Origin of the sequence: Algimonas arctica, assembly GCF_014652695.1 — a bacterium.
In the GTDB taxonomy this organism is placed as follows: domain Bacteria; phylum Pseudomonadota; class Alphaproteobacteria; order Caulobacterales; family Maricaulaceae; genus Litorimonas; species Litorimonas arctica.
In genome coordinates this window covers 38,698-61,206 of record NZ_BMZH01000005.1, presented here as the reverse complement: position 1 = coordinate 61,206, position 22,509 = coordinate 38,698, and the positions used below count along the sequence as shown (strand labels likewise).

The window sequence follows — 22,509 nt, the reverse complement described above, 5'->3', positions numbered from 1 at the left end:
GACCGGGCGGCCAACAGATATGACCATAAAGTCAGCGCCGACGCTGCTTTGGATGCGTCGAGGGTTACTCGCGGCGTTTACAATTTTGGCCGTCTGGTTGCTGGTGCGGCTGATTTTGGCCCTCAGCGCGCCGTCAAGCCTGTGGACCCCTGTTTTAGTCGCGGGTCCTGCCCCGGTCAGTGCCGTGGCCACACGAACCTATGATTTTACGTATAATCCTTTCGCTGCAGGTGATTCTGTCGGTGAAACGGTTGTTTCCGTCGATACGGGGGATGATGCGCCCGAAACCACGCTCAATTTACAATTGAAGGGTTTGCGTTCTGGGGAAAACGGAACGGCTTTTATTCGCACGCCGGATGGGCAAGAGGATAATGTCTATATTGGCGAAGAAATCATGCCAGGTGTTTTCCTTCGGGGAGTCTTTCCAAGCCACGCGCTGATTGACGTGAATGGCCAGACGCAACGGTTGACGACGGAGGATGCGAAAGCCGCACGCAACAGAGCGTCGAGTTCTCAAAGTGCCGCATCGTCGCCGCGTTCAGGATTGCAAACTATTCGCTCTGCGGATGCCACGGCACTGCTCTCGCAAATCCAGATCATCCCTAGCTTTGATCTCGACATGACCCGCAATGGGGTCATGGTAAAGCCGCGTACATCGGCGGTTGATTTGTCAGCCTTCGGCCTACGGGACGGCGATATAATTACCCGGTTCGCGGGTCAGAGCGTTGTCAGCGGACTCCCGGATATTGGGGCTTTGCGTCGGAGTGCCGGTTCGGGACAACCCGTGACGGTTGACCTCATTCGCGACGGCCAGACTATGACGATCACGATTGGATCTTCCTCATGAATCTTTTCCGCACGCTTTTACTCGGCGCGGCCTTCTCGGTCTTGCCCGTGGCAACAGTTTGGGCGGCTGATGATCACATAATCAGCTTGCAGGAAGCCGATATTCGCGACTTTATTGACGATGTTGCCGTGGTCACAGGTCGGACGTTTTTGGTTGATCCGCGCGTTCAGGGCAAAGTCACGATCAGTAGCGAAAAGACGCTCAATGAGAACGAAGTTTTCACGGTGTTTAAAGAAGTGCTGCGGGTGCATGGCTACACATTGATCCGTACACCCAACGGCGAATACCGGGTCACCCTGTTGCAGGGGAGCGCCCAAGATGCCCCGCTCACAACGGCTAATGGCGTATCGGGGCAGATGAGCACGGCCATTATTAAGTTACGCGATGCGGATGCGGCCTCTGCCGCACGCTTGATTAAACCTGTCATGCATAGTCAAGGGCAGGTGACGGCCAATCCGAATGGCCGTGTATTGGTCGTGACCGATTTTCCGGAAAACCTCCGCAAGGCCCGCGAAATTGCAGCGGCGATGGAAAGCTCCAATGTCGCGCGCGAAATCATACAATTAAGCCAGCTTTCTGTGGTTGATGCACAAGAGGCGCTGACCGCGCTGGGTGGTCAGACTGCGCCTTATAAAATCGTCGCGATGCCCGCGACCAATTCGCTGTTGATCGAGTCCAGTCCGGACGAGATGGTACGCTTGCGGGCGCTACTCTTGACGATGGATCGGGGCAGCGTCACCCCGCGCGGCGCGATCAGCGTCGTGCCCTTGCGCTTTGCCAACGGGTCAGACCTATTGGACTTACTCGCGGGGCTTCTTCCCAGCTACGCGCGCGATGGGCAGCCACTGCCAACCGTGGGCTATGATGTCGGGTCCAATACACTTGTTATCTCTGCGGACGGGGAAACACAGGCCGAATTATCCGGATTGATCCGACGTCTTGATGTTCGTCGTCCTCAAGTGCTGGTTGAAGCCCTGATCGTCGAAATCTCTGATGTTGCCGCAAAGGAATTGGGAGTTCAGTTTGCCCTTGGTGATACATCTGGACGAACCATCCCGCTGATTTCGACCAATTACACACGCAGCGCGCCGAGTTTATTGTCGCTGGCCGGGGCGTTAGGCGCGACAGGTCAAACTGTTGATGACGCGACGCAAGCGGCCGCGCTCGCGAGTTTGACAGGGCTTGGCGGCGGCACACTTGGCATTGGAGGGCAAAGTGGTGACGTGTTGTTCGGCGCAATCCTCAATGCCGTCGAGACGGATGATGATAGCAATGTTCTCTCCACGCCGTTCGTCACAACACTCGATAACCAATCCGCGACGTTTTTGGTCGGGCAGGAAATCCCGATTACAACGGGCGAGACATTGGGGTCGAGTAATCTCAATCCTTTCCGCACGTTTGAGCGCAAAGAAGTCGGCATCCAACTGGACGTCACGCCCCAAATTTCTGATGGCGATGTAATCCGTTTGGAAATCAGTCAGGAAGTCAGCTCGATCGCGGGTGTTCTGACATCGGCAGCCGGCGACTTTGTCACCAACAAGCGCCAGATTGAAACAACCGTTTTGGCCAATGACGGCGAAATTATCGTATTGGGCGGGTTGCTGCAGGACGATGAGCAGATCGATATCGAAAAAGTTCCTTTCTTCGGTGATCTCCCACTCATCGGCAGGGCTTTCAGATCCGAGGGCAAGACACGCACCAAGACCAATTTGATGGTGTTTTTGCGCCCGACGATCATCCGCAATGCGGAGGACGCGCGACCGTTGACGCAAAGCCGCCTCAACCGGATGCGTTTGGAAGATATGAATCAAAGTGGACGGACAACGTCGAAGATCGACGATATTCTCATTGAACCTGTCACGACGGGCCTCTTGCCTGTTGGTCCCAGTCCGGAAGAGTAGGGGCTAAGATGCGCCTAATTCTGATCATATTGGCTGTTTTGGCGGGATTGGTTTCGCTGATCCGGCACTTCCCGCTGTCATGGGTCGGGGCCGCCTTGCCCGCAGACGTTGGGACTTTGTCCGGGACAATCTGGGACGGACAAGTCGAAGATGTGCCTTTGCTCGGGACTGTCGCGGTTAAAGGCGGGTTCGGAAACCTCAGTTTCCTATCGGCCCCGGGCGATGTGACTTTGTCGGGGACAGTAAGCCCGACGGGAATAGACAATCTGATTTTGTCGATGCCCGTTGCGCGCTTGCCGATGAACGATGCGCGGTTGTCTGGCTTGTCAGGCCGGATATCCCTTCGGGTCGCGGAAGCGGTCATCAAAGATGGGGTCTGTGCTTCGGCAACTGGAACGGCATCGACGGATATTCTTGCGGCGAATCGCGCGCGCTTCGAATGGGCGGGGCCAGAACTCTCCGGGCCTGTGGATTGTTCGGACGGTCGGTTGCGTGTGCGTTTGCGCGGCGAGGCCGGTACAGAAACTGTGCTCGCAACAGTCATCACGGGTTTAGACGGTGTGTACCAATCGAACGTCACAGTATCGACAACGGATCCGGCGGCAGGGAATATATTGACCTTGTTCGGGTTCAATCCAGCTGAAAATGGCGACTACCGCCTGTCTGAGCAAGGGCGATGGCGTTAATGGGGCGTCGTTTTACGGTGACTGCCATTGTCCGCGGCGTCAGCGGGCTGAGCCTCTCTTTGGCCTTAGTGGCGTGCTCGACCACGAAAGACCCTGATCCACGCGTCAATGCGGTTCTTGCGTCTCCACAACCGGCTGTTGGACTGCCCGCGCAAACGCTTACTCCCGGAGAGTGCGGGTTATTCGGGTGGGACACGTCGATCCGCCCGACATTTGTGTTTTTCACGACAGCCAAGCAGGCGCTCTACTTGTCTTCTGATGGCGTGACCAAAACTCTGACACCAGTGGGGCCGTTTCCAAGCGTGGATTATGGCTCGCTCAAACTGACCTTGGGCGCGGCGGAACAATTGATTGCCGGAACGCGCTACCCGCAAGCGCGGGTGACGCAAGTGCTAGACGATGGCTATACCCGCGTGCGTCCGCTCGTGATCTTGCGGAGCTGTCAAACCCCGGATCAGTCAGCGGGATTATTTTAGTCTAAAACAATTGTTGCGATAACCAGACAATGCCAATGCCGATGGCCAAGAACGGGCCGAACGCGATACGGCACTGCCGATCGCTTTTTGGCAGGACATAGGCGAGCGCCGCGAGGCTGGCGATCAGGACAATAATCGGGAGCGCCCACGCGCCGCACCACGCGCCGCCCACGGCCAAGAGCTTGGCATCGCCCCGCCCGAGCCCGTCGCGTTTTCGAATGAGGCGGTAGATGACTTCGACGGCCCAGAAGACGCCATAGCCCAAGGCCGCGCCCAGCAGATGGATATAAAAATCATCGACTGTTCCAAAGGCCCAGACGAGCCCGGCGGCAAGCAACGGCAAAGTAATGAGATTGGGCAAGCGGTGTGTCGCCCAATCGATCCGCGCCAATTGGATAAGGGCCACGATTAAGATAATTCCGCTCAGAAATGTGACGGTTGTGAACATGGGTCAGCTTTATCCGAAAAGCCTTTGGACGGAAGCAGCAAAATCGGTCATAGGCGCCCTGTCTTCCATTCAGTGAATCGCCCCGTTCTTCAAAGGAGTCACGCATGTCCAACACGCCTAATCTCCTCGAACAACAAGATGGCTTTTCCAGCGATTATGAGGCGGAAAACCCGATTGTGTCGGCGCTTGATCTGTCGAGTGACGCAGAAGTTCGGGTCCGGCTCGAAGCCCTGCATCCGGCAGATTTCTCTGATTTTGTCGAAGAACTGACAGACGCGCAACGCGCGACTTTAATCGAACGCGCGCCGGAATTGATTACGGGTGAGCTTCTCGCTGAACTCGATGATGATGTTGTTGAGGATGTTCTGCTCTTGCTGGAACCGCACCTCATTGCCAATGCGCTGACCGAGTTGGACAGTGATGACGTCACCCAGATTATGGAGGAGATGGAGGACGCCCAGCGCGAAGATGTGCTGGGGGCGATGCAGCCCCTTGAGCGCGCCGAAGTCGAAGCGTCGCTGGCTTTTGATGATGAGACTATCGGTCGTCTCATGCAGCGCGAATTTGTGTCCGCGCCAGAGTTTTGGACGGTCGGCGATACGCTTGATCATATGCGCGAAACTGGTGAAGATCTGCCGGACGTTTTTTACAATGTTTATGTCGTCGATCCGCGCCTGCGCCCGATCGGGTATGTGCCTCTCTCAAAATTGATCCGAAAGTCACGCACGACCACACTCGCGTCCTTGATGAAAGAAAAGCTGGTCACGATTGACCAAAATCTTGATCAGGAAGACGCCGCTTATTTATTCGAAAAATATCACCTGATTTCCGCCCCCGTCGTGAATGCGGATGGCCGGATGGTCGGGATGATGACCGTCGATGATATTTTGGAAATTATCCAAGATGAAAACAAGGAAGATATTCTTGCGCTGGCCGGTGTCTCGGAAGCGGGGATCACAGATACAGCGTTTGAAACGGTCAAATCTCGCGCGCCTTGGTTGTTGATTAATTTGGGCACAGCGATCCTGGCCTCCTTGGTCATCGCGCGATTTGACTATGCGATTGAACAAATTGTCGCGCTCGCCGTTTTAATGCCAATTGTTGCCTCTATGGGCGGCAATGCCGGCACGCAGGCGCTGACCGTTGCCGTGCGCGGCCTCTCTGAGCGGGACCTGACGTCGGCGACAGCGTGGCGCGCGATCCGGCGTGAGGGCGTATCCGCCCTGATTATCGGCATTATCTTCGCCGTGGCGATGGCCGGGATTGCTTATGTTTGGTTTAAAGACTGGCGACTGGCTGGCGTGGCCTTCGCCGCTATGATTATCAATCATGTGTTGGCGGGTTTGGCCGGTATTTTGATCCCGCTGGGATTAAAGCGCGCCGGCGCCGACCCTGCGGTCAGCAGTTCTGTCTTTGTGACCACAGTGACGGATGTGGTCGGCTTTGCGGCCTTCCTCGGCTTTGCGGCCTTGATCCTGCTCTAGCCCCCTTTTGCGTTGCAGGGCGCTCTGCGTTAACGAATGGCTAACCATGAATGTCGGTGGGTCTCTCCTGTCAGGGGAATCGGCATAACCCTTGCAACTTGGATCGGGTGAACCGAGCAAGAGTGTATTTATGACACGAACATTGGCAATATCCGATACTGGTCTTCGCCTGATCAAGGCGTTTGAGGGCTATCGCCCAGACGACCGCACGCTTGTGACGGGAACCCGCGTCGTGGGTTACGGTCATCGACTAAAAACAGACGATGACCCGGTCCATATGTCCCGTGCCGATGCAGAAGAGCAATTGCTCGACGACTTGGAACCCATCGAAGAGGTTGTGAATGATGAAGTTCACGCGCCGCTAAGCCAAGGCCAATTCGATGCGCTGTGCTCGCTCGCCTTTAATATTGGCATCGACGCCTTTCGCGCGTCCGACATTGTTCGGGCGATGAATAATGGCCGCGTGCTTGATGCAGCCAATGGCTTTGATGTGTGGCGTAAGGCGACCGTTAACGGCAAAACCTATGTCGTTGATGCTTTGATGCGTCGCCGGACAGCCGAAAAATCTCTTTTCTTGCGCAATGAACCCGCCGTTCCGGCCCCTAGCGCTATGTTACAACCTCGGCCAGACAGCACGGCTCCGTTCGGCCCCACGGATGATGGATTGCCCAAAGTGACAGCCGCCACCGCCACCGGCGTGATTGATGCGGCGAATATCATCAACGCAGAACGGGTTGATCCTGTTGAAACACCCGTCGATATTCTTTCTTTGTCCGGTCTCGCCGCGCGGACGGACAAGCTCGATGAGACTTTGGATGACGTCGACCGTCACGCAGATGATGACGTCGAGAGCATGGATGATGACGATCTCGAACTCGAAGAGATCGACTTTGCCGATAATGATGTTGACGCCGATGACTCCGATTTTGCGACTGAAGACGCATTCGAAGATGAAGACGTGTTGATTGATGAGGCGGTGTCTGACGAAGATGACAATGCCGACGAAGATGACGAAGATGACGATGACGAATATGACGATGATCTGTTGGCGGACGACGACGCTTTTGATGACTTACTCAACGCGGACGAAGATGATGACGAATTGGATGAGACCGAATTGGACATTTCCGCTCTAATTCCCTCAGCCGAAATTGACATGATCGCGCAAGATGAGGCTGATCATGTCGAGGCTGATGATATGTCAGATGTCGTAAAGTCTGACGCTGAGGATGACCAAAATTCATCGGCTATCTCATCCGCCGCGACGTCACTCGGTGACCGGTTGAGCGCCTTGCTCGATTCTGACGAGGTGGAGACGAAAGAAAAAACGCTCGAATCTCTGCCGACATCTTTGCTCCAGCCTGTGCAAACAGAGCGTGAGATTAAGGCTAAAACCGTGGACGAGCTTTTATTGGACCAAGTGGATGATAGCTCGAGATCAAATCTTGTGTCCTTCCCGAAACGGGAACTAGTTTTAGAGGGCCCTATCGCCGCTGATCCGGTGTCGGTCGATACGATCCAGCCTGACACCGTTGCAGAGACAGGTGACATGCTGGTCATTGATGATCTGGCCGCGGATGATGTCATTCGCGCCAGTCGTGACCCGGAAAACCCTGTCTTTGATCCTGAAGGGGATCCGATTGAAAACGCAATGCGTTATCTTGAACGTCAGGCGAGTGAAAAGCAGGCTAAGAAATCTGGCGGCGGAATGTGGATTCCAATCGCATTAGGGGCATTACTCGTGGGCGCGAGTGCCGTTTTAATCGGTCGCGGTGCAACGCAAATGCTCTCCACATGGGGGCCAACAGCCGTCACGGCGGCGGCAATTACGGGCGGGCTGACTATATTGTTTGCGATTTACGCTGCGGCGCGCGGGCGGTCGACTTAGTCTCGAATTACGGTTTAATCCCAGTCTGGAACAGAGCGTGCCTAGCGCGGAGTTAACGCCTCGGTGTCAGAGATTTAATCCCTTTGTGAGATGCTGGGCGTTCAAAACCCGAGAGTATTTTCAAGGATAGACCGATGACTTCCCTCGACGCTGCTGCCACAATTATGGACGCCGATATTGTTGAGACCCCAGAGACGGAGGCGCCTGAACCCGTTGCAGCGACGATACTGGACGGCTGGTCCGAAGAACAGACAGCTTCGTTCCAAAAAGACATTCTCACGTTCCGTCATCGGCTCGAAGACACGGGTCTGTTTACGGACGCGGCTTTAATCGACCTGTTGGAGCGCCATCCCGCCAATATGTTGGATGTGTGCACGATGGGCGCTACAAATGACCCGCTTTACCCGAATAAGTTCAGGACAGGCGACTTTCGTGATGCGTCAGCCGCTGACCTCCTCGCGGCCGCAAAAGCGGGCTGTATTTGGATCAATGCCCGTAAGGCCATGAATATTCATGCCGATTATAATGCCGTGTTAAAACGGATGTATGGAGATTTGTCAGAAGCCACGGGAAATCGCGCCTTTAACGCCAATGGCGGTATCTTGATCAGTTCTCCTGTCGCGCGGGTGCCCTATCATTTTGATAAAACTGAAGTGATCCTCTGGCATGTCCGGGGGCAAAAAACCGTCCATGTTTGGCCGGTATCCCAAGACTTTATCCCTGATCGTGCCGTTGAAGCGACCTTGACCAATATGATCGAGGATGACCTGCCTTATACGGCCGCGTTTGAGGATCATTCCACCGTTTTGAAACTCCAGCCGGGGCAGGGCGCGACATGGCCGCTGAATGCGCCGCACCGGGTTGATAATGAAACCTTCTGCGTCTCTGTCACAACAGAATATTCGACGACGGAAAGCGCCACAAAAAACGCGGCCATGATGACCAATGCAACGCTGCGACGTTATTTCGGCATGAATCCCCTCTATGAACGCGATGGTGCCGTCGCCCGTCGACTAAAATCCATTGCAGGACGTGTTATCCGCAAGACACCTCTGGCCGTGAATACGACGGGAACCGACATGGTAACCTTCAAGATTGATGCATCTGTCGAGGGCTATGTCGTAAATGTGGAGCCGTTTGAGCGCAACTTCTAAGCGGGCCTGACCCTTAATATACTCCGTCCGTGTCGCCGCGCACATCGGGGCGTTTCCAGTGTCGCGTGACACGCACCTGCGAATATAGAGTCGAACCTTCGTGGATCATTCGGCATTAAAACGATTGAAATCAGGGGGTCTTAGGGCAAGTTCTCCTAATAATGCCGCGTTTCAACGTGTTTGCTTGTCTTGAGCTTACCTTGGCCAGTCTCCATCCTATGAACTAGATTTCCCGCAATAGTTTACTGACAAACTGTAGGAGCGATCCATGAGCGCTATTTTACACCTCGCGATTCCTGCGGGCGATCTCAGCCGCACCGTGAAATTTTATACGGATGTGCTCGGTTGCGCGCTGGGAAATGGCGAAGAGGGTCGGTGGGTTGATGTTAATTTTTGGGGCAACGAGCTGACCCTGCATCAGAGCAAAGAACAACTCCCAACGGTCCGGCATGACGTCGACATGGGGGCTGTGCTCGTTCCCCATTTCGGAATCCATCTCACCCAAGACGATTTTGACGCGGTCAAACACCGTATTGCTCTAGCGGGCCTGGATTATATTGATGCGCCGTACCGCCGCTTTAAAGGCGATAAATACGAACAAGAGACGTTCTTTATTGCGGACCCGAACAATAATGTTCTCGAAATCAAATGTATGGTGAACCCGCAGCTGTTGTTCCCAGAAGTCTGATTGCGTCACCAATTCGGTTTTCGTTTTTCTAGGAAGCTCGCGACGCCTTCGCGGCCTTCGTCACTGCGGAGGCATTGCGCGAAACTGTCGGCGGCGCGGTCGAGGGCCTCATCACGGCTCAAGGTCGCGCTCCCTAAGATCAGCGCTTTTGTCGCCGCATTCGCGCCCGGCGCGCATTTCATCACGCCTTTGCGAACTTGGGCGTCAATCGCGTCCAGATCATCGGTGACGTAATCGGCGAGTCCCAGACTGTGTGCTTCGGTGCCATCAAAGCGCGCGCCCGTCAGCATGATCCGCCGCGCCGTCGAGAGTCCGACGCGGCCGACGACAAACGGCGCGATCTGTGCAGGCGGAATGCCGATCATGGTCTCGGTCAGGCTGAATTTGGCGTCCGGTGTCGTCGCAATGACGTCGGCGCAACACATCAAGCCGAGCCCGCCCGCAATGGCCGCGCCTTCAACGAGGACAACCGTTGGCTTTGGTAGGTGGTTGAACGCATCCAGCATGGTGCCGATGCGGCGGTTGAACGCGGCGGTCTCCGCCAGCGTTTTCTGATCCGACTGATAGACCTGAAAGCTATTCAGATCCCCACCCGCACAGAAAAACCCACCGTGCCCGCGCATCGTGACGCCGCGTATGCTGGCGTCAGCGCCAATCTCAGCAAATGCCGCCATCAGCTCGTCAATCATGGCATCGTTCATCGCATTGCGTTTGTCCGGTCGGTTCAACCAGATTGTGGCCCAGCCGGATGCCCGGATAATTTCAAGAGTGTTCATAGGGCGCGCTTATTCCGTCTCCTCAGAATTGCCAAGGGGAGGGGCTTGCCAAGGGTGGAGGCGTGGGGTGGCATCAGGCCCTTAAAAGTTGAGTGCAGTCATCACGTAGCTGTTTACGTCAACGTCAACTTGCCAAACCGATCTCTGACCCGCAAAAGGACCTTAGATTAAAGATTTAAGCTAACTGGAGAACCCTCATGCGCGAAGCCGTCCTCGTATCCACTGCCCGCACCCCTATTGGTCGGGCCTATCGCGGGGCGTTCAACGCCACGCCGTCGCCCTCCCTCGCGGGCCACTGTATCGACCACGCGGTTGCGCGTGCCGGTGTCGATGGCGCAGAAGTCGGCGATGTTGTCATCGGTTGCGCCATGCAGCAAGGTGTTCAGGTCACAATCGGCCGTAATGCCGTCCTCGCGTCCAAACTCCCCGTCACTGTGCCCGCGATGAGCGTGGATCGTCAGTGTTCATCCGGCATGGTCGCCATTGGCATTGCAGCGCGTAAAATTATGTGCGGCGAAATGGATATCGCGATTGGTGGCGGTGTGGACAGCATTTCTATGGTCCAAACCCCAGAAATGCGCGTTGCAGCCGATCCACAAGTGGTCGCGAATCACCCAGCAGCCTATATGGGGATGTTGCAGACGGCTGAAATCGTCGCGTCCCGTTACGGTGTGTCGCGTGAGCGGATGGACGAATATGCATTCATGAGTCAGCAACGCACACACGCCGCGCAAGTCGCAGGCAAGTTTGACGCTGAAATCGTGCCGTTCGCATCGACCATGAAGGTCATGGATAAAGTGACGAAGGAAATTTCCGAACACGCCGTGACGCTGGAAAAAGACGAAGGCAACCGCCCGTCAACAACGCTCGAAGGTCTGCAAGGTCTGAAACCTGTTTTGGGTCCCGATAAAACGATCACAGCTGGTAACGCCTCACAACTGTCTGACGGCGCGTCTGTGTCGGTCTTGATGGATGCAAAAACGGCTGAGAAGCGCGGTCTGGAGCCCCTCGGCTACTATCGCGGCATGGCTGTTGCGGGTCTTGAGCCTGACGAAATGGGCATTGGCCCGATCTACGCCGTGCCAAAGCTTCTTGCCCAAGCCGGTCTGAAAATGAGTGACATTGATCTGTGGGAACTCAACGAAGCGTTCGCCGTGCAAGTCCTGTATTGTGCTGAAAAGCTCGGTATTCCGATGGAAAAACTGAACGTCAATGGCGGCGCGATCTCGGTCGGTCACCCGTACGGCATGTCCGGCGCCCGCATGAGCGCACACGCGCTGATCGAAGGCAAACGCCGCGGCGCGAAATATGTGGTCAGCACCATGTGTATCGGTGGCGGCATGGGCGCAGCGGGCTTGTTCGAAGTCGCATAAGAAAAACTGTCCCCGGCATTTACTGCCGGGGTCTTTAAAGCCTGGTTCAATTTAGATGGAGACCCCGGCAGTAAATGCCGGGGACGTGTTCTCTATCACATCCATAGTTCCTCATCCCATCATCTTGCGCGCTCCGGCGCGTAAGAATAGCTAATTTACCAACACATTACCCAAAGGCGTTTCATGTCAGTTGAGTTCAATAATCGCGTAGCCATTGTCACAGGCGCAGGCGGCGGCCTGGGTCGATCCCATGCACTCGCGCTGGCCGCACGCGGCGTTAAAGTTGTCGTCAATGATCTCGGCGGGTCTGTTGACGGCACGGGCGGATCGGAAACGATGGCGCAATCTGTCGTCAAAGAAATCGAAGCGATGGGCGGCGAAGCGATGGCCAATGGCGCCAACGTCACGAAACAGGACGAAGTTGAGGCGATGGTCGCTGAAACGATCGAGCGGTTTGGTAAGGTCGATATCCTCGTCAATAATGCGGGTATCTTGCGTGATCGCTCCTTCTCCAAAATGACAATGGAAGATTGGGATCTGGTTGTCGCTGTTCACCTGAAAGGCTCCGCGACCTGTACCAAGGCTGTGTGGAACCACATGAAAGAGAATAAATACGGTCGCATCGTCATGACGACAAGCTCGTCCGGCATGTACGGTAACTTCGGCCAGACGAATTACGGTGCCGCGAAAGCGGGCTTGTCAGGCTTTATGCGCACGCTTTGCTTAGAAGGCGCAAAATACGATATTCGCATCAACACGCTCTCGCCTACAGCGCGGTCACGCATGACCGAAGGCTTGATGCCCGAAGAGATTTTGGCGCAGCTACGGGTCGAACCCGTCTCCCAAGGCCTTGTCTACCTCGTCTGTGATGACGCACCGAACCGCGTCATTCTAGCGGCGGGCGCGGGCGGTTATGCTCTGACCAAAGTGTTCGAAACCCAAGGGATTAACCTGTCCGAAGGCAATGCGACGGCTGAAAATGTCGAGGCGCATTGGGGCGCGATTGCGTCCAATGAGGGTATGGAAGAGTATACGAATGGCGGGCAGCAGGGCGCGAAGTTCCTCACCCGTATTGCTAATAAGGAGTTTGCCAAATGAGCGAGACCAATCTGGACACCTTTCGCGGTGAAGTCCGCACTTGGCTAGAGGCGAATTGCCCCGAGGAAATGCGCACGCCGATGCAAGGCGATTGGGATGTGTGCTGGGGTGGCCGCAATTTTAAATTCCAATCAGACGCACAAAAAGTCTGGCTTGAACGTATGGCAGCCAAGGGCTGGACCGTGCCGACATGGCCAAAAGAATATGGTGGCGCTGGCCTTACGCGTGCGGAGGAAAAAGTTATCTTGTCCGAAATGCGCAAGATTAATGCGCGCTCACCATTGACGAGCTTCGGCATTTGGATGCTTGGCCCCGCACTGCTGAAATTTGGTAATGAAGCGCAAAAGGCGGAACATTTGCCGCAAATAGCGCGCGGTGAAATTCGCTGGTGTCAAGGCTATTCCGAGCCAAACGCCGGGTCCGATCTGGCGGCGCTCGCAACCAAAGCGGAAGACAAGGGCGATCACTGGATCGTCAATGGCCAGAAGGTTTGGACCTCCTATGCCGATCAAGCCGATTGGATTTTCTGCCTCGTTCGCACAGATAATACTCAAGGGAAGCATTACGGTATTTCCTTCGTCCTCTTCGACATGGAAACACCGGGCGTTGAAGCCCGTCCGATCAAGCTGATCTCTGGGCGTTCGCCGTTCTGCGAAACGTTCTTTGACGATGTGAAGGTTCTAAAAACGAACCTTGTTGGCGAAGAAAACAAAGGTTGGACGATTGCTAAATACCTCCTGACGCATGAACGCGAAGGTATTGGTGGTGGCAATAGCTCCATGCGTCCATTGCACGAAGTTGCAGCGATGAGCTTGGGACTGGATGAGATGGCGCGTCTATCCGATCCAGTTCTTCGCACGAAGATTGCCGAAGCGGAGATCGATGAGTGGGCCTTTAACCTGACAATGTCGCGCAAACTCGCCGAATCCAAAGCCGGACAGAGCATGGGTGCGGATAGTTCCATGCTGAAATATTACGGCACAGAACTGAACAAGCGGAAGTTTGAATTGATGATGGACGCCTCCGGCCATGATGGTCTGGAATGGGAAAGCGATCGTTCACAAGACGGTAAGCTGGCGCGCAGTTGGTTGCGGACGAAAGCAAATTCGATTGAAGGCGGGACATCCGAAGTGCAGCTTAACATTATCAGTAAGCACATTTTGCAATTGCCGGGCGCGTAGCCTCCGCAATCGACCTGGGCGGTCGATTGCCGCGGAGTAACGCAAACAAAATGAGCAGATGGCCGTTATGCGGCCACATCAAAAACCGATAGACGTCCCGGCCGTAAATACCGGGGACGAACATATTTTAAAGGAGCCACCGATGGCCCTAGTTCTGAACGAAGATGAAGTCATGCTCCGCGACACGGCGGAAGGATTTTTTGCGACTAAAGCGCCGATCAAAGCGCTGCGCACCTTGCGCGATACGAACGATGAGACCGGGTTTGACCGGACGCTTTGGTCCGAGATGGCCGACATGGGTTTTGCCGGAATCGCCATTGGTGAAGACCATGGCGGGGTTGATATGGGCTTTCAGGCGGCCGGTTTATTGGCGGAACAAATGGGACGCAATCTGACCGCGTCGCCTTTCCTGTCTACCGCCATCCTCGCGGCGACCGTGTTGCGCGAAGCCGGGTCTGATGACCAAAAAAATACATGGCTCCCCAAAATCGCCGCAGGCGAAACCATTATGGCCGTCGCGCTGGATGAGGGCCCGAAACATAATCCGGCCGGCATCGAAACCACAGCGGTAAAATCGGGCAACGGCTTTAAACTCAATGGCTCGAAAGCAATGGTCATTGACGGTCACGCAGCGGACACGTTGATCGTGGCGGCAAAAACGAATGACGGTTTAGCCTTCTTCCTCGTTGATCCGAAAGCCAAAGGGGTTGCGATTGAACGCACCATTATGGTCGACGCTCACAATGCGGCGCGGATCGATTTGGATGACGTCGAAGTCGATGGCGACGCGCTAATCGGTGAAACCAATTCTGAAGATGCGCTGCGTAAAGTTCTCGCCGCAGGTCGCGGTGTTGTCGCGGCCGAGCTGTTGGGCGCGGGCGGTGAAGCTTTCCGCACGACGGTTGAATATATCAAAGAACGCAAACAATTTGGCGTCCCTGTCGGGAGCTTCCAAGCCCTCCAACACAGATCTAGCCACCTTTATACCGAGTTGGAAATTTCTCGATCCGCAGTTCTTGGCGCGCTTAGCGCTCTGGACGCAGGGGATCCGAAAGCGGATCGCTATTGTTCTATGGCGAAATCTAAATTGGGTGACGTCGCGAAACTTGCCGCCCTCGAAGGCGTACAAATGTTCGGCGGTGTCGGCATGACAGATGAATATGATATCGGCCTGTTCTTAAAGCGTGTGCGCGTGCTGCAAGAATTACTTGGCGATGCTGCCTATCACCAGAATGAACACGCTAAAGCGAATAAGTTTTAGAATGACTGTCCCCGGCATTTCTTACCGGGGCCTTTATTGAAATCAGCGTTCAGGGTTGCGAAGACAACTTGGTCCACAAAATATCCCGGCAATCAATGCCGGGGACAAACCTAAGAGGGAGAGTGAATATGCCAGCTATAAAAGTTAGCGAAATTGCCGGAAAAATCGGCGAATCTATGGGAACATCCGATTGGATTGAAGTCGGTCAGGAACGCATTAATCAGTTCGCTGAATGTACGGGCGATCACCAGTTCATCCATATTAATCCTGAGATGGCGAAAATGACGCCATTCGGCACGACTATCGCTCACGGTTTTCTCACCTTGTCGCTTATTCCATTGATGAGCGAGACCGCGGGCGCGTCAGTTGAAGGCGTGCGCATGGGCGTGAATTACGGTCTGAATAAGCTGCGCTTTATTACGCCAGTCAAGAATGGAAAAAAGGTGCGCGGTCACTTTAAACTGACGGGTTATGACGAAAAATCTCCGGGCCAGCACTTGCTGACTCAAGAAATCACGGTCGAGATCGAAGGCGAAGATAAGCCTGCACTCGTCGCGGAAACTCTCACCCTTCTGTTTACATAAGGTTGCCCATGATTAGCGTCGAGGAATTCGCAAAACAGGCCGACGCATGGTTCGCGGAGCATACGCCCCGCGAGGTGCCCTTCATGATGCCATTGACCTTTATGGAGGTCGGCACAGATGAACAGTTCGACTTCCTCCGCGATTGGCAGAACAAAGTCCATGCCGCCGGGTTCCTCGGCGCGCATTGGCCGGAGGCCTATGGTGGCGGCGGGCTTACGCAGGCCCATCAAGACGTAGCCACTCGCGCGATGCGCAAAAACGGCGCGCCGATCATGCTCAATGCGATTGGTATTGGCTGGGCCGGGCCGCTCATTCTCGATACGGGGTCAGAAGACGAAAAGCGGCGCTACTTGCCCGGTATTCTGTCGGCTGACGATATTTGGTGCCAGGGCTTTTCTGAGCCCGATAATGGGTCTGATTTAGGAAATGCCCAACTCAAGGCTGTCAAAGACGGCGATGAATATGTGCTCAATGGGTCTAAAATTTGGACGACGCAGGGCAATTACGCGAAATATATGATCCTGCTAGCGCGGACCAATATGGACGCGCCGAACAAATATGCCGGCTTATCTTTCTTCCTATCCCCGATGCGGATTCCCGGTGTGGAAACAACGAAAATCCGTAAGCTGACAGGCGAATTCGGCTTTACGCAAACCTTCTTCACAGACGCGCGCATCTCTGCCGACTGCCTGATGGGCGAAGAAGGCGAGGGCTGGAAAGTCGCCATGCGTACACTCGAATATGAACGGGGAGCGCGAAAGGGCGAAGCGGGCGGTTATACGATTAGCCAGACAAACCCACTCGAAGTGGTCGACTTAGCGAAACGCGCTATCCGCAACGGAAAGCCTGCGCTCGAAGACCCTGTGATGCGCGACCGCCTCGTCACGCAAATGATCGAAGCCCAAGCGATGATGGCGAACCGGGAGCGCGCGAAAATTGCGCCTCTCGTGAGCGAAAACCCGTTCGCCCTTCCGGTGCTGAGCAAGTTGCAATTCACGGAATATGCGCGCGTCACTGGTGAACTCGCGCTCGAACTCGAAGGCGCGCAGAGTGGGTATTATGTCGGCGAACGGGCCAGCCGCGAAGATGGCTATTGGCAGCGATCTTACCTCAACGCGTTCTCGGCCACGATTGGCGGCGGCACGTCGCAAATCCAACGTAATATTATTGGGGAGCGCGTTCTTGGCCTTCCCAAAACGAAATAGGGCCAGACCACATGACCCAACATCTCGCAAAAATTGCCCTGACTGACATGCAAGCGGAGTTGCGCGATCAAGCGATGCGCTTCTGCGCTGATAAAAGCCCGATTGCAAAAGTGCGGTCACTCTTAACCGACGATCATGGGTTTGATGCGGCCGTCTGGGCGGAAATGGCGGCGCTCGGCTGGCTCGGAATAGCCATTCCAGAGGACTATGAAGGTCTTGGGCTCGAGCTGGCTGATTTGGTTCCCGTTGTAGAAGCCATGGGCAAACATCTCATGCATTCGCCGTTCGTCTCCACCACATTAGCGGCGCAAGCGATCTTAGCAGGCGGATCAGACGCCCAGACGGCGCTTTGGTTGCCGAAGTTGGCGTCCGGCACTGTCGCAACAGTGGCACTATTTGAACCGACGGGGGCGTGGGATTTGAATGCTGTCGAAGGCCAGACGAAGACGTTCGTTATGGACTTGGATGCGTCTGAGCTCATCGTCACGACCGTGAAATTTGAGGGGCAAACGCGCTTAGCACTGATCCCACGCGACCGTATTACCGCGCGGCGCGAAACGATCATCGACGAGATGAAACGGAGCTATACGTTCGAGGTTCCGGATGTCACGGAATCAGACCTGATGCCCGCAAAAGACGCGGTCACTGCGTTAGAGCGGATTGAGCTGGTGGCGAACCTGTTACAAGCAGCCGAGCTTTCCGGCGCCGCAATGGCCTGTATTGACTACACAGTCGACTATCTCAAAACGCGCAAGCAATTCGGCAAGGTAATCGGGGCGTTCCAAGCCCTAAAGCACCCCACTGTTGATGCGTTCGTTGATGCAGAAGGCGCGCGCTCTCTGTTGTATGCGGCGGCGACCCATTGCGAAAAACAGGGGGAGGGTGAAATTGCGGTGCGTATGGCCAATGCCAAGGCGGAAGGCGCACTGTCCTTTGCGGCAGACCGGTCTATTCAATTTCATGGCGGCTTTGGGTTCACCTATGATTGTGACGCGCAGCTCTATCGCCGGAAAGCGATGTTTGCGGCCTCACAGTTCGGGGATGCGGCTTTCCACCGAGCGCGTCTTGCTGAGTTGTTGCTCTGAGGTAGCCGAGGGTTTCGGATCGATTTTGCCATATAGTTCAAGACTGAACCGCTCGCCCCAAAATATTTTGCCCAAGCCCCGTGACGCCAAAGCTAGATATTTTACCGATGCGGGCTTTCGTAGACTCGCTGTGAGCGCATAGGCGAGCCCGTAGACAACGGTTTGAATACTGCCTGTCATCATAAAATAAAGAATGCCGGGCACGCCGGATAGGCCACGGCTGGCATGAATGCGGGTCGGCCCTTGGCCGAAACCAAAGTTCCGCGACCGAATGTAGCTGGCCTGTGTCCGGCGTTCAGGCACAATTTCTTGACAGGTGGCCGTCGGTGTCCAAGCTACGCGTGTGCCATGCAGTCGTAGATAATCGAACAAGATATCATCTTCACCCCCGCGCTTATTCAGATCAATATCGAATGGGGGCGACGGCATATTGCAATGGTCAAGATCTAACAAACAACCGCCTGCGCCCAATGTCGTTTCCACAAGTCCTTCGTCATTCTTGTCAAGGAGCCGCGAGAATAGAGGTTGCATGTAAGGATTACGGACGTCGTCTGGATTGGGCATAATCGCAACAGTTGGGCCGAAGACAATTCCGGCGTCATATTTTCGCGACGTGGCCAAAAGTTCGGCCAGCCATTCAGGGGAGGCAAGCATATCATCATCTAAAAATGCGACGAACCGTGTCTCTACGACAGCCATGGCCGCGTTGCGGGCATTTGACAGTCCGGCGTCAGAGACATGGACATAGGTGATAGGGTTTTTGAAAAGGCTGGAAAGGGACTCGATGAGACGGCGTTCTTGTGGCGTCGGATTATTGTCGACGACAATGATCTGCACCAAATCTGCGGCAATACGTTGGGTGCACAGGCTTTTAATCGCGTTGGACAGTCCGAGTGACCTCTGAAAGGTTGGAATCACGACGCTGACAGCTTCGTTTTTCCGAAAATCTAAAGTGTCGATTTTTTCCACGTCGTTCTCTTTTGACCAAATAATAAGAGGGCTTTTGTATCAAACGCGCACGCAGCAGATTTCCTACGCGAAAAGCTTAAATTTTTAGGTCAATCAGTCGTCAGATTCTGGGCGGGCCTCCCGAAGTTGCTCTTGCAGCGCAACTTGCCGTGCACGTGTCATAGAATAGCGGCGATAGGCCGACCAAGCGAGGGCCGCGAGTCCCAGATTAATGGCAATAGAATAGATCGCGAGCGTCCGCGTTGCCTCTATTCCGACTTCGCTCGGTAAGGCGGCTTCGGGCAGGTCAATGAGGGTAAGCCCAATCGTCGCCAGCACCAGTCCAGCAGCAAAGGCCAATTTATTAGCGAAGGTAAAAGCCGCGAACAGGAGCGCTTCGCGTTTGCGCCCTGTTTCCAAAGTCACCAAGTCGGAAACATCGGCCATCATGGAATAAGACAGGATCAAGGATCCGACCATGCCCGCATAGCCAAACCCGCTACTCACGGCAACGAGCACGAGGAGCGCGGTAGATCCAGCCGGCGGTGTCAGACCAAATAGATAAAGCGCAAACGGGAGCGAAAAAGCCAAGCCAAATGTCCACGTCAACCACATCGCAGCCAACCGCTTATCGCGACGCCGAGAGAGCCATCCCGCAAATACTGCCGCAGGAACAATAACGAGAAACGGAACCAGTGACGCGATCAGCTTTTGCACCTGATCAAAATGCCACACGTAAACGCCGACAAACAGCGTCAGCTGGCTGATCGCGGAATAAAGCGTGACGAGGACGGAAAATCCGAGGGTTAAGGTCCGAAATTCTGGAAACTGAAACGCTTTGGCGATTTCGCGAAAGGCGTGATGCCACGGCAGGCCGGGTTCCCAATTTCGTGGTTGCGTTGCGGCAATTTGATTGCGTGTCCCGAGGGTCATGAGCAAGGCCGCGACAATCGCGATCCCGCCGAGTGTCATCGCCATGGGCGCATATCCGGGTTCATATAACATGCCATCTTCGAGACCCTCGCGGTCAGGCAGAAAGATCATAAAGCCGAGAATAAAAACCAACAGATTGAAGATGTTTTCGAAAATTGTCCGGGTTCCGACGATGGACGTGCGTTCGTCATAATTATTGCTCATATCGGCGGCGAGGGCGAAATAAGGGACCGTATAGCCAGTAATGAAAACGCGCGTTGCGATCATGAATGTCGCCATCCAGAAGAACAGCATCGTGTTGCTCATGCCGTCCGGCGGGCTGAACAGCAGTGTCAATGCAATCGCGGTTGGAATACTGGACATCAGGATCCAGCCATGCCGCCGACCCCAGCGTTTAGACCGGGTATTGTCGCTAATTTGCCCCATGACCGGATCGGAAAATGCATCGATCATCAACGCCAAGAAGGTCGCGGCCATGACCTGCCATTCTGGCAAGCCTAAAACATTGGCGAAATAGAATAAAAAGAAGAAGTGGAAGAGCATATTCTTCGCACTAATCAGACCATGTCCGACTCCGTAACTGATCCGGTTTGTGACGCTTGTTTGGTTCTTCCCCATCTATGGTTCATGACCCGACAGACTACGGCTGTCTACACTTTGGAACGAGTTACCGCGTAAAGCATTTGTATCGTTATTGGAGAGCGTTACGAACGTCCAAATGCGACTAATTTTGACAACCCTTTCGATTGCGATCTTAGCTCTTGGGGCAACGTCAGCCTATGCCGATCCGGTCAAGGTTGTTTACGCGAAATCTGTGACGGACGAGGTCCAAGACCAGGTCGCGGAACGTCTGCCCGATGAACCGGCAGCAGACGGGCCCTTGCATGCCAGACGGCAAGGCCGCCGCGCCAAAAAAATCGTCGAAGGTGTGTTGAATGCCTACGGTTATTTTGACCCTATGGTGACGGTTTCGGTCGTTGGTGAAGGTGACTTGGCCCGCGCTGAAGTGACAGTTGATCCGGGGGTGCTCTTTGCTGTGCGACGCCTAATCATCCGCTATGATGGCCCGCCGCCGCGTGTGGAGGATCAGGAGCAGGCCAACGCCGCGATCAGTCTCCAACCCGGGATGCCCGCGGTTGCAGCTCAAGTTCTGGATCAAGAGCGCCAAATTGGGGCGAAGCTAAGAAACCTCGGCTATCCTTATGCGCAAGCGACAGGGCGCGAAATCATTGGCGATAAAGAGGGTAAGACGATTAGCGTGCGCTATTCTGTGAGCGCAGGGCCGCGTGTCAGATTTGGCGACACGGTATACCCGGACAATATCCGCACCCGAGAGAGTTATCTCAAACGGATCGACCCGACGGAAGAAGGCACGCTATATGATCCGGCGCAGCTAGCGCTTTATAACTCTCGTCTGTCCGAAACACGGTTGTTCAAAACGTCGATTGCGAAACTGAGCGATGAGCCTCTCGCCGTTGACGCGGAAGGAACGGAAACGCGAAACGTTGAATTGCGGCTTGAAGAACGTAAACGGAATACGATCACACTGGGCGCAGGGTATGACACGTCTGAGGGGTTTGGGGTCGACGCAGAGCTACTCCGTCGAAATTTGACGCGGCGGGGGGATTTGCTTGTTGCGACGGCCCGTGCGGCGGAACGCGAATATGGTCTTGATCTGGTATGGCGCCGTCCGAACGAGCTGGGATATGGCAAAGGGCTAAGCCTCTTTGGGTCAGTCGCAGACGAAAATACGGATGCGTTCGATCAACAGACCGGTAAGATCGGCGTGGGGCTGGAAATTATCAAAGGCCCTCAATTTCAATATAGTTATGGGGCTGAGGCCCGTTATATCCGGCAGTCGGGTGAAAGTGATCGTCGTGATTTCCAAGTCTTAAATTTGAATGGATCGGTGCTCATTGATCGGTCTGACTCGCTCCTCGATCCGCGTAAGGGGTGGCGCGCAGAGGGTCGATTGAAACCAACCTATTCTTTTTCCCCCGACGGGCCAGATGTGCCCTATATTCGGGCGCAGGTGCAGGGTCGCGTATACCTTCCGCTCACATCAGATAGTCGATATGTTGCGGCCGCGCGGTTGCGGCTGGGGACTTTGGTCGGAGCGACGGTCGATAATGTACCGGGTGAAGATCGGTTTTATTCCGGCGGCGGCGGTTCGGTCCGTGGCTATGCATTCCAAGGGATCGGCCCGTTTGACGATGATGATGTGCCCCTGGGTGGGCGGAGCCTTACGGAGGCGAGTATCGAAGGTCGCGCGCGCATTACGGATACAATCGGCGTTGTTGGCTTTCTTGACGCGGGTAATGTTTCCAATACGGAATATCCTGCCTTGGATAATTTCCGGCTCGGGGCCGGTGTGGGTCTTCGCTATATGACTCCCGCGGGACCGCTTCGCTTCGATATCGCGACGCCCCTCAACCCGTCAGACAGAGACGAGTCGGTTCAAGTTTACATCTCAATTGGGCAGGCATTTTGATG

At 54.9% G+C, this 22,509-nt stretch carries 20 protein-coding genes; 16 read left to right on the top strand and 4 right to left on the bottom strand.

Features of this window, described 5'->3' with window-relative positions; genetic code table 11:
* Positions 1 to 19: 19 nt before the first annotated feature.
* From IE105_RS07365 to IE105_RS07350, 4 genes are read left to right on the top strand one after another with little or no spacing between them, the layout of a single operon-like run.
* Positions 20 to 847: a type II secretion system protein N gene (locus IE105_RS07365; RefSeq protein WP_189497001.1), complete on the top strand. Its 828-nt coding sequence runs from the start codon at positions 20 to 22 to the stop codon at positions 845 to 847.
* Positions 844 to 2,748: a type II secretion system secretin GspD gene (gene gspD, locus IE105_RS07360; RefSeq protein ID WP_189496999.1), complete on the top strand. Its 1,905-nt coding sequence runs from the start codon at positions 844 to 846 to the stop codon at positions 2,746 to 2,748. The genes IE105_RS07365 and gspD overlap by 4 nt, the downstream gene beginning before the upstream one ends.
* An 8-nt stretch (positions 2,749 to 2,756) precedes the next feature.
* Positions 2,757 to 3,434, top strand: a complete 678-nt coding sequence (gene gspN / locus IE105_RS07355) for a type II secretion system protein N (RefSeq protein WP_189496997.1) — start codon at positions 2,757 to 2,759, stop codon at positions 3,432 to 3,434.
* Positions 3,434 to 3,910 carry a hypothetical protein gene (locus tag IE105_RS07350; RefSeq protein ID WP_189496995.1) on the top strand — a complete coding sequence of 159 codons (477 nt, stop codon included), beginning with the start codon at positions 3,434 to 3,436 and terminating at the stop codon, positions 3,908 to 3,910. The genes gspN and IE105_RS07350 overlap by 1 nt, the downstream gene beginning before the upstream one ends.
* A 1-nt stretch (position 3,911) precedes the next feature.
* Here the strand turns inward: IE105_RS07350 and IE105_RS07345 are convergent, their stop codons facing one another.
* Positions 3,912 to 4,358, bottom strand: coding sequence for a prepilin peptidase (locus IE105_RS07345; RefSeq protein ID WP_189496993.1), 447 nt, complete (start codon positions 4,356 to 4,358; stop codon positions 3,912 to 3,914).
* A 104-nt stretch (positions 4,359 to 4,462) separates the two neighbouring features.
* Between IE105_RS07345 and mgtE the strand changes: the two genes are divergently transcribed.
* The 4 genes from mgtE to IE105_RS07325 all read left to right on the top strand — a co-directional run bounded on the left by mgtE (position 4,463) and on the right by IE105_RS07325 (position 9,572).
* The gene (mgtE, locus tag IE105_RS07340) at positions 4,463 to 5,842 is read left to right on the top strand and encodes a magnesium transporter (protein ID WP_189496991.1); all 1,380 of its coding nucleotides are present in this window, start codon (positions 4,463 to 4,465) and stop codon (positions 5,840 to 5,842) included.
* Positions 5,843 to 5,972: 130 nt separating this feature from the next.
* Positions 5,973 to 7,730 carry a lysozyme gene (locus IE105_RS07335; RefSeq protein WP_189496990.1) on the top strand — a complete coding sequence of 586 codons (1,758 nt, stop codon included), beginning with the start codon at positions 5,973 to 5,975 and terminating at the stop codon, positions 7,728 to 7,730.
* A 134-nt stretch (positions 7,731 to 7,864) separates the two neighbouring features.
* Positions 7,865 to 8,884: a hypothetical protein gene (locus IE105_RS07330; protein WP_189496988.1), complete on the top strand. Its 1,020-nt coding sequence runs from the start codon at positions 7,865 to 7,867 to the stop codon at positions 8,882 to 8,884.
* A 268-nt stretch (positions 8,885 to 9,152) separates the two neighbouring features.
* Positions 9,153 to 9,572, top strand: coding sequence for a VOC family protein (locus IE105_RS07325; protein ID WP_189496986.1), 420 nt, complete (start codon positions 9,153 to 9,155; stop codon positions 9,570 to 9,572).
* 5 nt (positions 9,573 to 9,577) lie between these two features.
* On the opposite strand, the gene IE105_RS07320 is transcribed toward IE105_RS07325, so the two are convergent.
* Positions 9,578 to 10,348 (bottom strand): enoyl-CoA hydratase/isomerase family protein, encoded by a 771-nt coding sequence (locus IE105_RS07320; protein ID WP_189496984.1) that lies wholly within the window; start codon positions 10,346 to 10,348, stop codon positions 9,578 to 9,580.
* A gap of 197 nt (positions 10,349 to 10,545) precedes the next feature.
* Between IE105_RS07320 and IE105_RS07315 the strand changes: the two genes are divergently transcribed.
* The 7 genes from IE105_RS07315 to IE105_RS07285 all read left to right on the top strand — a co-directional run bounded on the left by IE105_RS07315 (position 10,546) and on the right by IE105_RS07285 (position 18,135).
* Positions 10,546 to 11,721 carry an acetyl-CoA C-acyltransferase gene (locus IE105_RS07315; protein ID WP_189496982.1) on the top strand — a complete coding sequence of 392 codons (1,176 nt, stop codon included), beginning with the start codon at positions 10,546 to 10,548 and terminating at the stop codon, positions 11,719 to 11,721.
* A gap of 183 nt (positions 11,722 to 11,904) precedes the next feature.
* On the top strand, positions 11,905 to 12,819 hold the full coding sequence (locus tag IE105_RS07310) for an SDR family NAD(P)-dependent oxidoreductase (RefSeq protein ID WP_189496980.1): 915 nt from the start codon (positions 11,905 to 11,907) through the stop codon (positions 12,817 to 12,819).
* Positions 12,816 to 14,000: an acyl-CoA dehydrogenase family protein gene (locus tag IE105_RS07305; RefSeq protein WP_189496978.1), complete on the top strand. Its 1,185-nt coding sequence runs from the start codon at positions 12,816 to 12,818 to the stop codon at positions 13,998 to 14,000. Before IE105_RS07310 ends, IE105_RS07305 begins: the two co-directional genes overlap by 4 nt.
* A 142-nt stretch (positions 14,001 to 14,142) precedes the next feature.
* On the top strand, positions 14,143 to 15,261 hold the full coding sequence (locus tag IE105_RS07300) for an acyl-CoA dehydrogenase family protein (protein ID WP_189496976.1): 1,119 nt from the start codon (positions 14,143 to 14,145) through the stop codon (positions 15,259 to 15,261).
* A gap of 128 nt (positions 15,262 to 15,389) precedes the next feature.
* The gene (locus IE105_RS07295; RefSeq protein WP_189496974.1) at positions 15,390 to 15,845 is read left to right on the top strand and encodes a MaoC family dehydratase; all 456 of its coding nucleotides are present in this window, start codon (positions 15,390 to 15,392) and stop codon (positions 15,843 to 15,845) included.
* An 8-nt stretch (positions 15,846 to 15,853) separates the two neighbouring features.
* Positions 15,854 to 17,050 (top strand): acyl-CoA dehydrogenase family protein, encoded by a 1,197-nt coding sequence (locus tag IE105_RS07290; RefSeq protein WP_189496972.1) that lies wholly within the window; start codon positions 15,854 to 15,856, stop codon positions 17,048 to 17,050.
* A gap of 11 nt (positions 17,051 to 17,061) precedes the next feature.
* Positions 17,062 to 18,135 carry an acyl-CoA dehydrogenase family protein gene (locus IE105_RS07285; RefSeq protein ID WP_189496970.1) on the top strand — a complete coding sequence of 358 codons (1,074 nt, stop codon included), beginning with the start codon at positions 17,062 to 17,064 and terminating at the stop codon, positions 18,133 to 18,135.
* Here IE105_RS07285 and IE105_RS07280 read toward each other — a convergent pair.
* On the bottom strand, positions 18,079 to 19,104 hold the full coding sequence (locus IE105_RS07280; protein ID WP_189496968.1) for a glycosyltransferase family 2 protein: 1,026 nt from the start codon (positions 19,102 to 19,104) through the stop codon (positions 18,079 to 18,081). The genes IE105_RS07285 and IE105_RS07280 overlap by 57 nt on opposite strands.
* 93 nt (positions 19,105 to 19,197) lie before the next feature.
* Positions 19,198 to 20,634, bottom strand: a complete 1,437-nt coding sequence (locus IE105_RS07275; RefSeq protein WP_189496966.1) for an MFS transporter — start codon at positions 20,632 to 20,634, stop codon at positions 19,198 to 19,200.
* Between the two features lie 100 nt (positions 20,635 to 20,734).
* Between IE105_RS07275 and IE105_RS07270 the strand changes: the two genes are divergently transcribed.
* Positions 20,735 to 22,507 carry an autotransporter assembly complex protein TamA gene (locus IE105_RS07270; protein ID WP_189496964.1) on the top strand — a complete coding sequence of 591 codons (1,773 nt, stop codon included), beginning with the start codon at positions 20,735 to 20,737 and terminating at the stop codon, positions 22,505 to 22,507.
* The last annotated feature ends 2 nt before the right edge of the window (positions 22,508 to 22,509 follow it).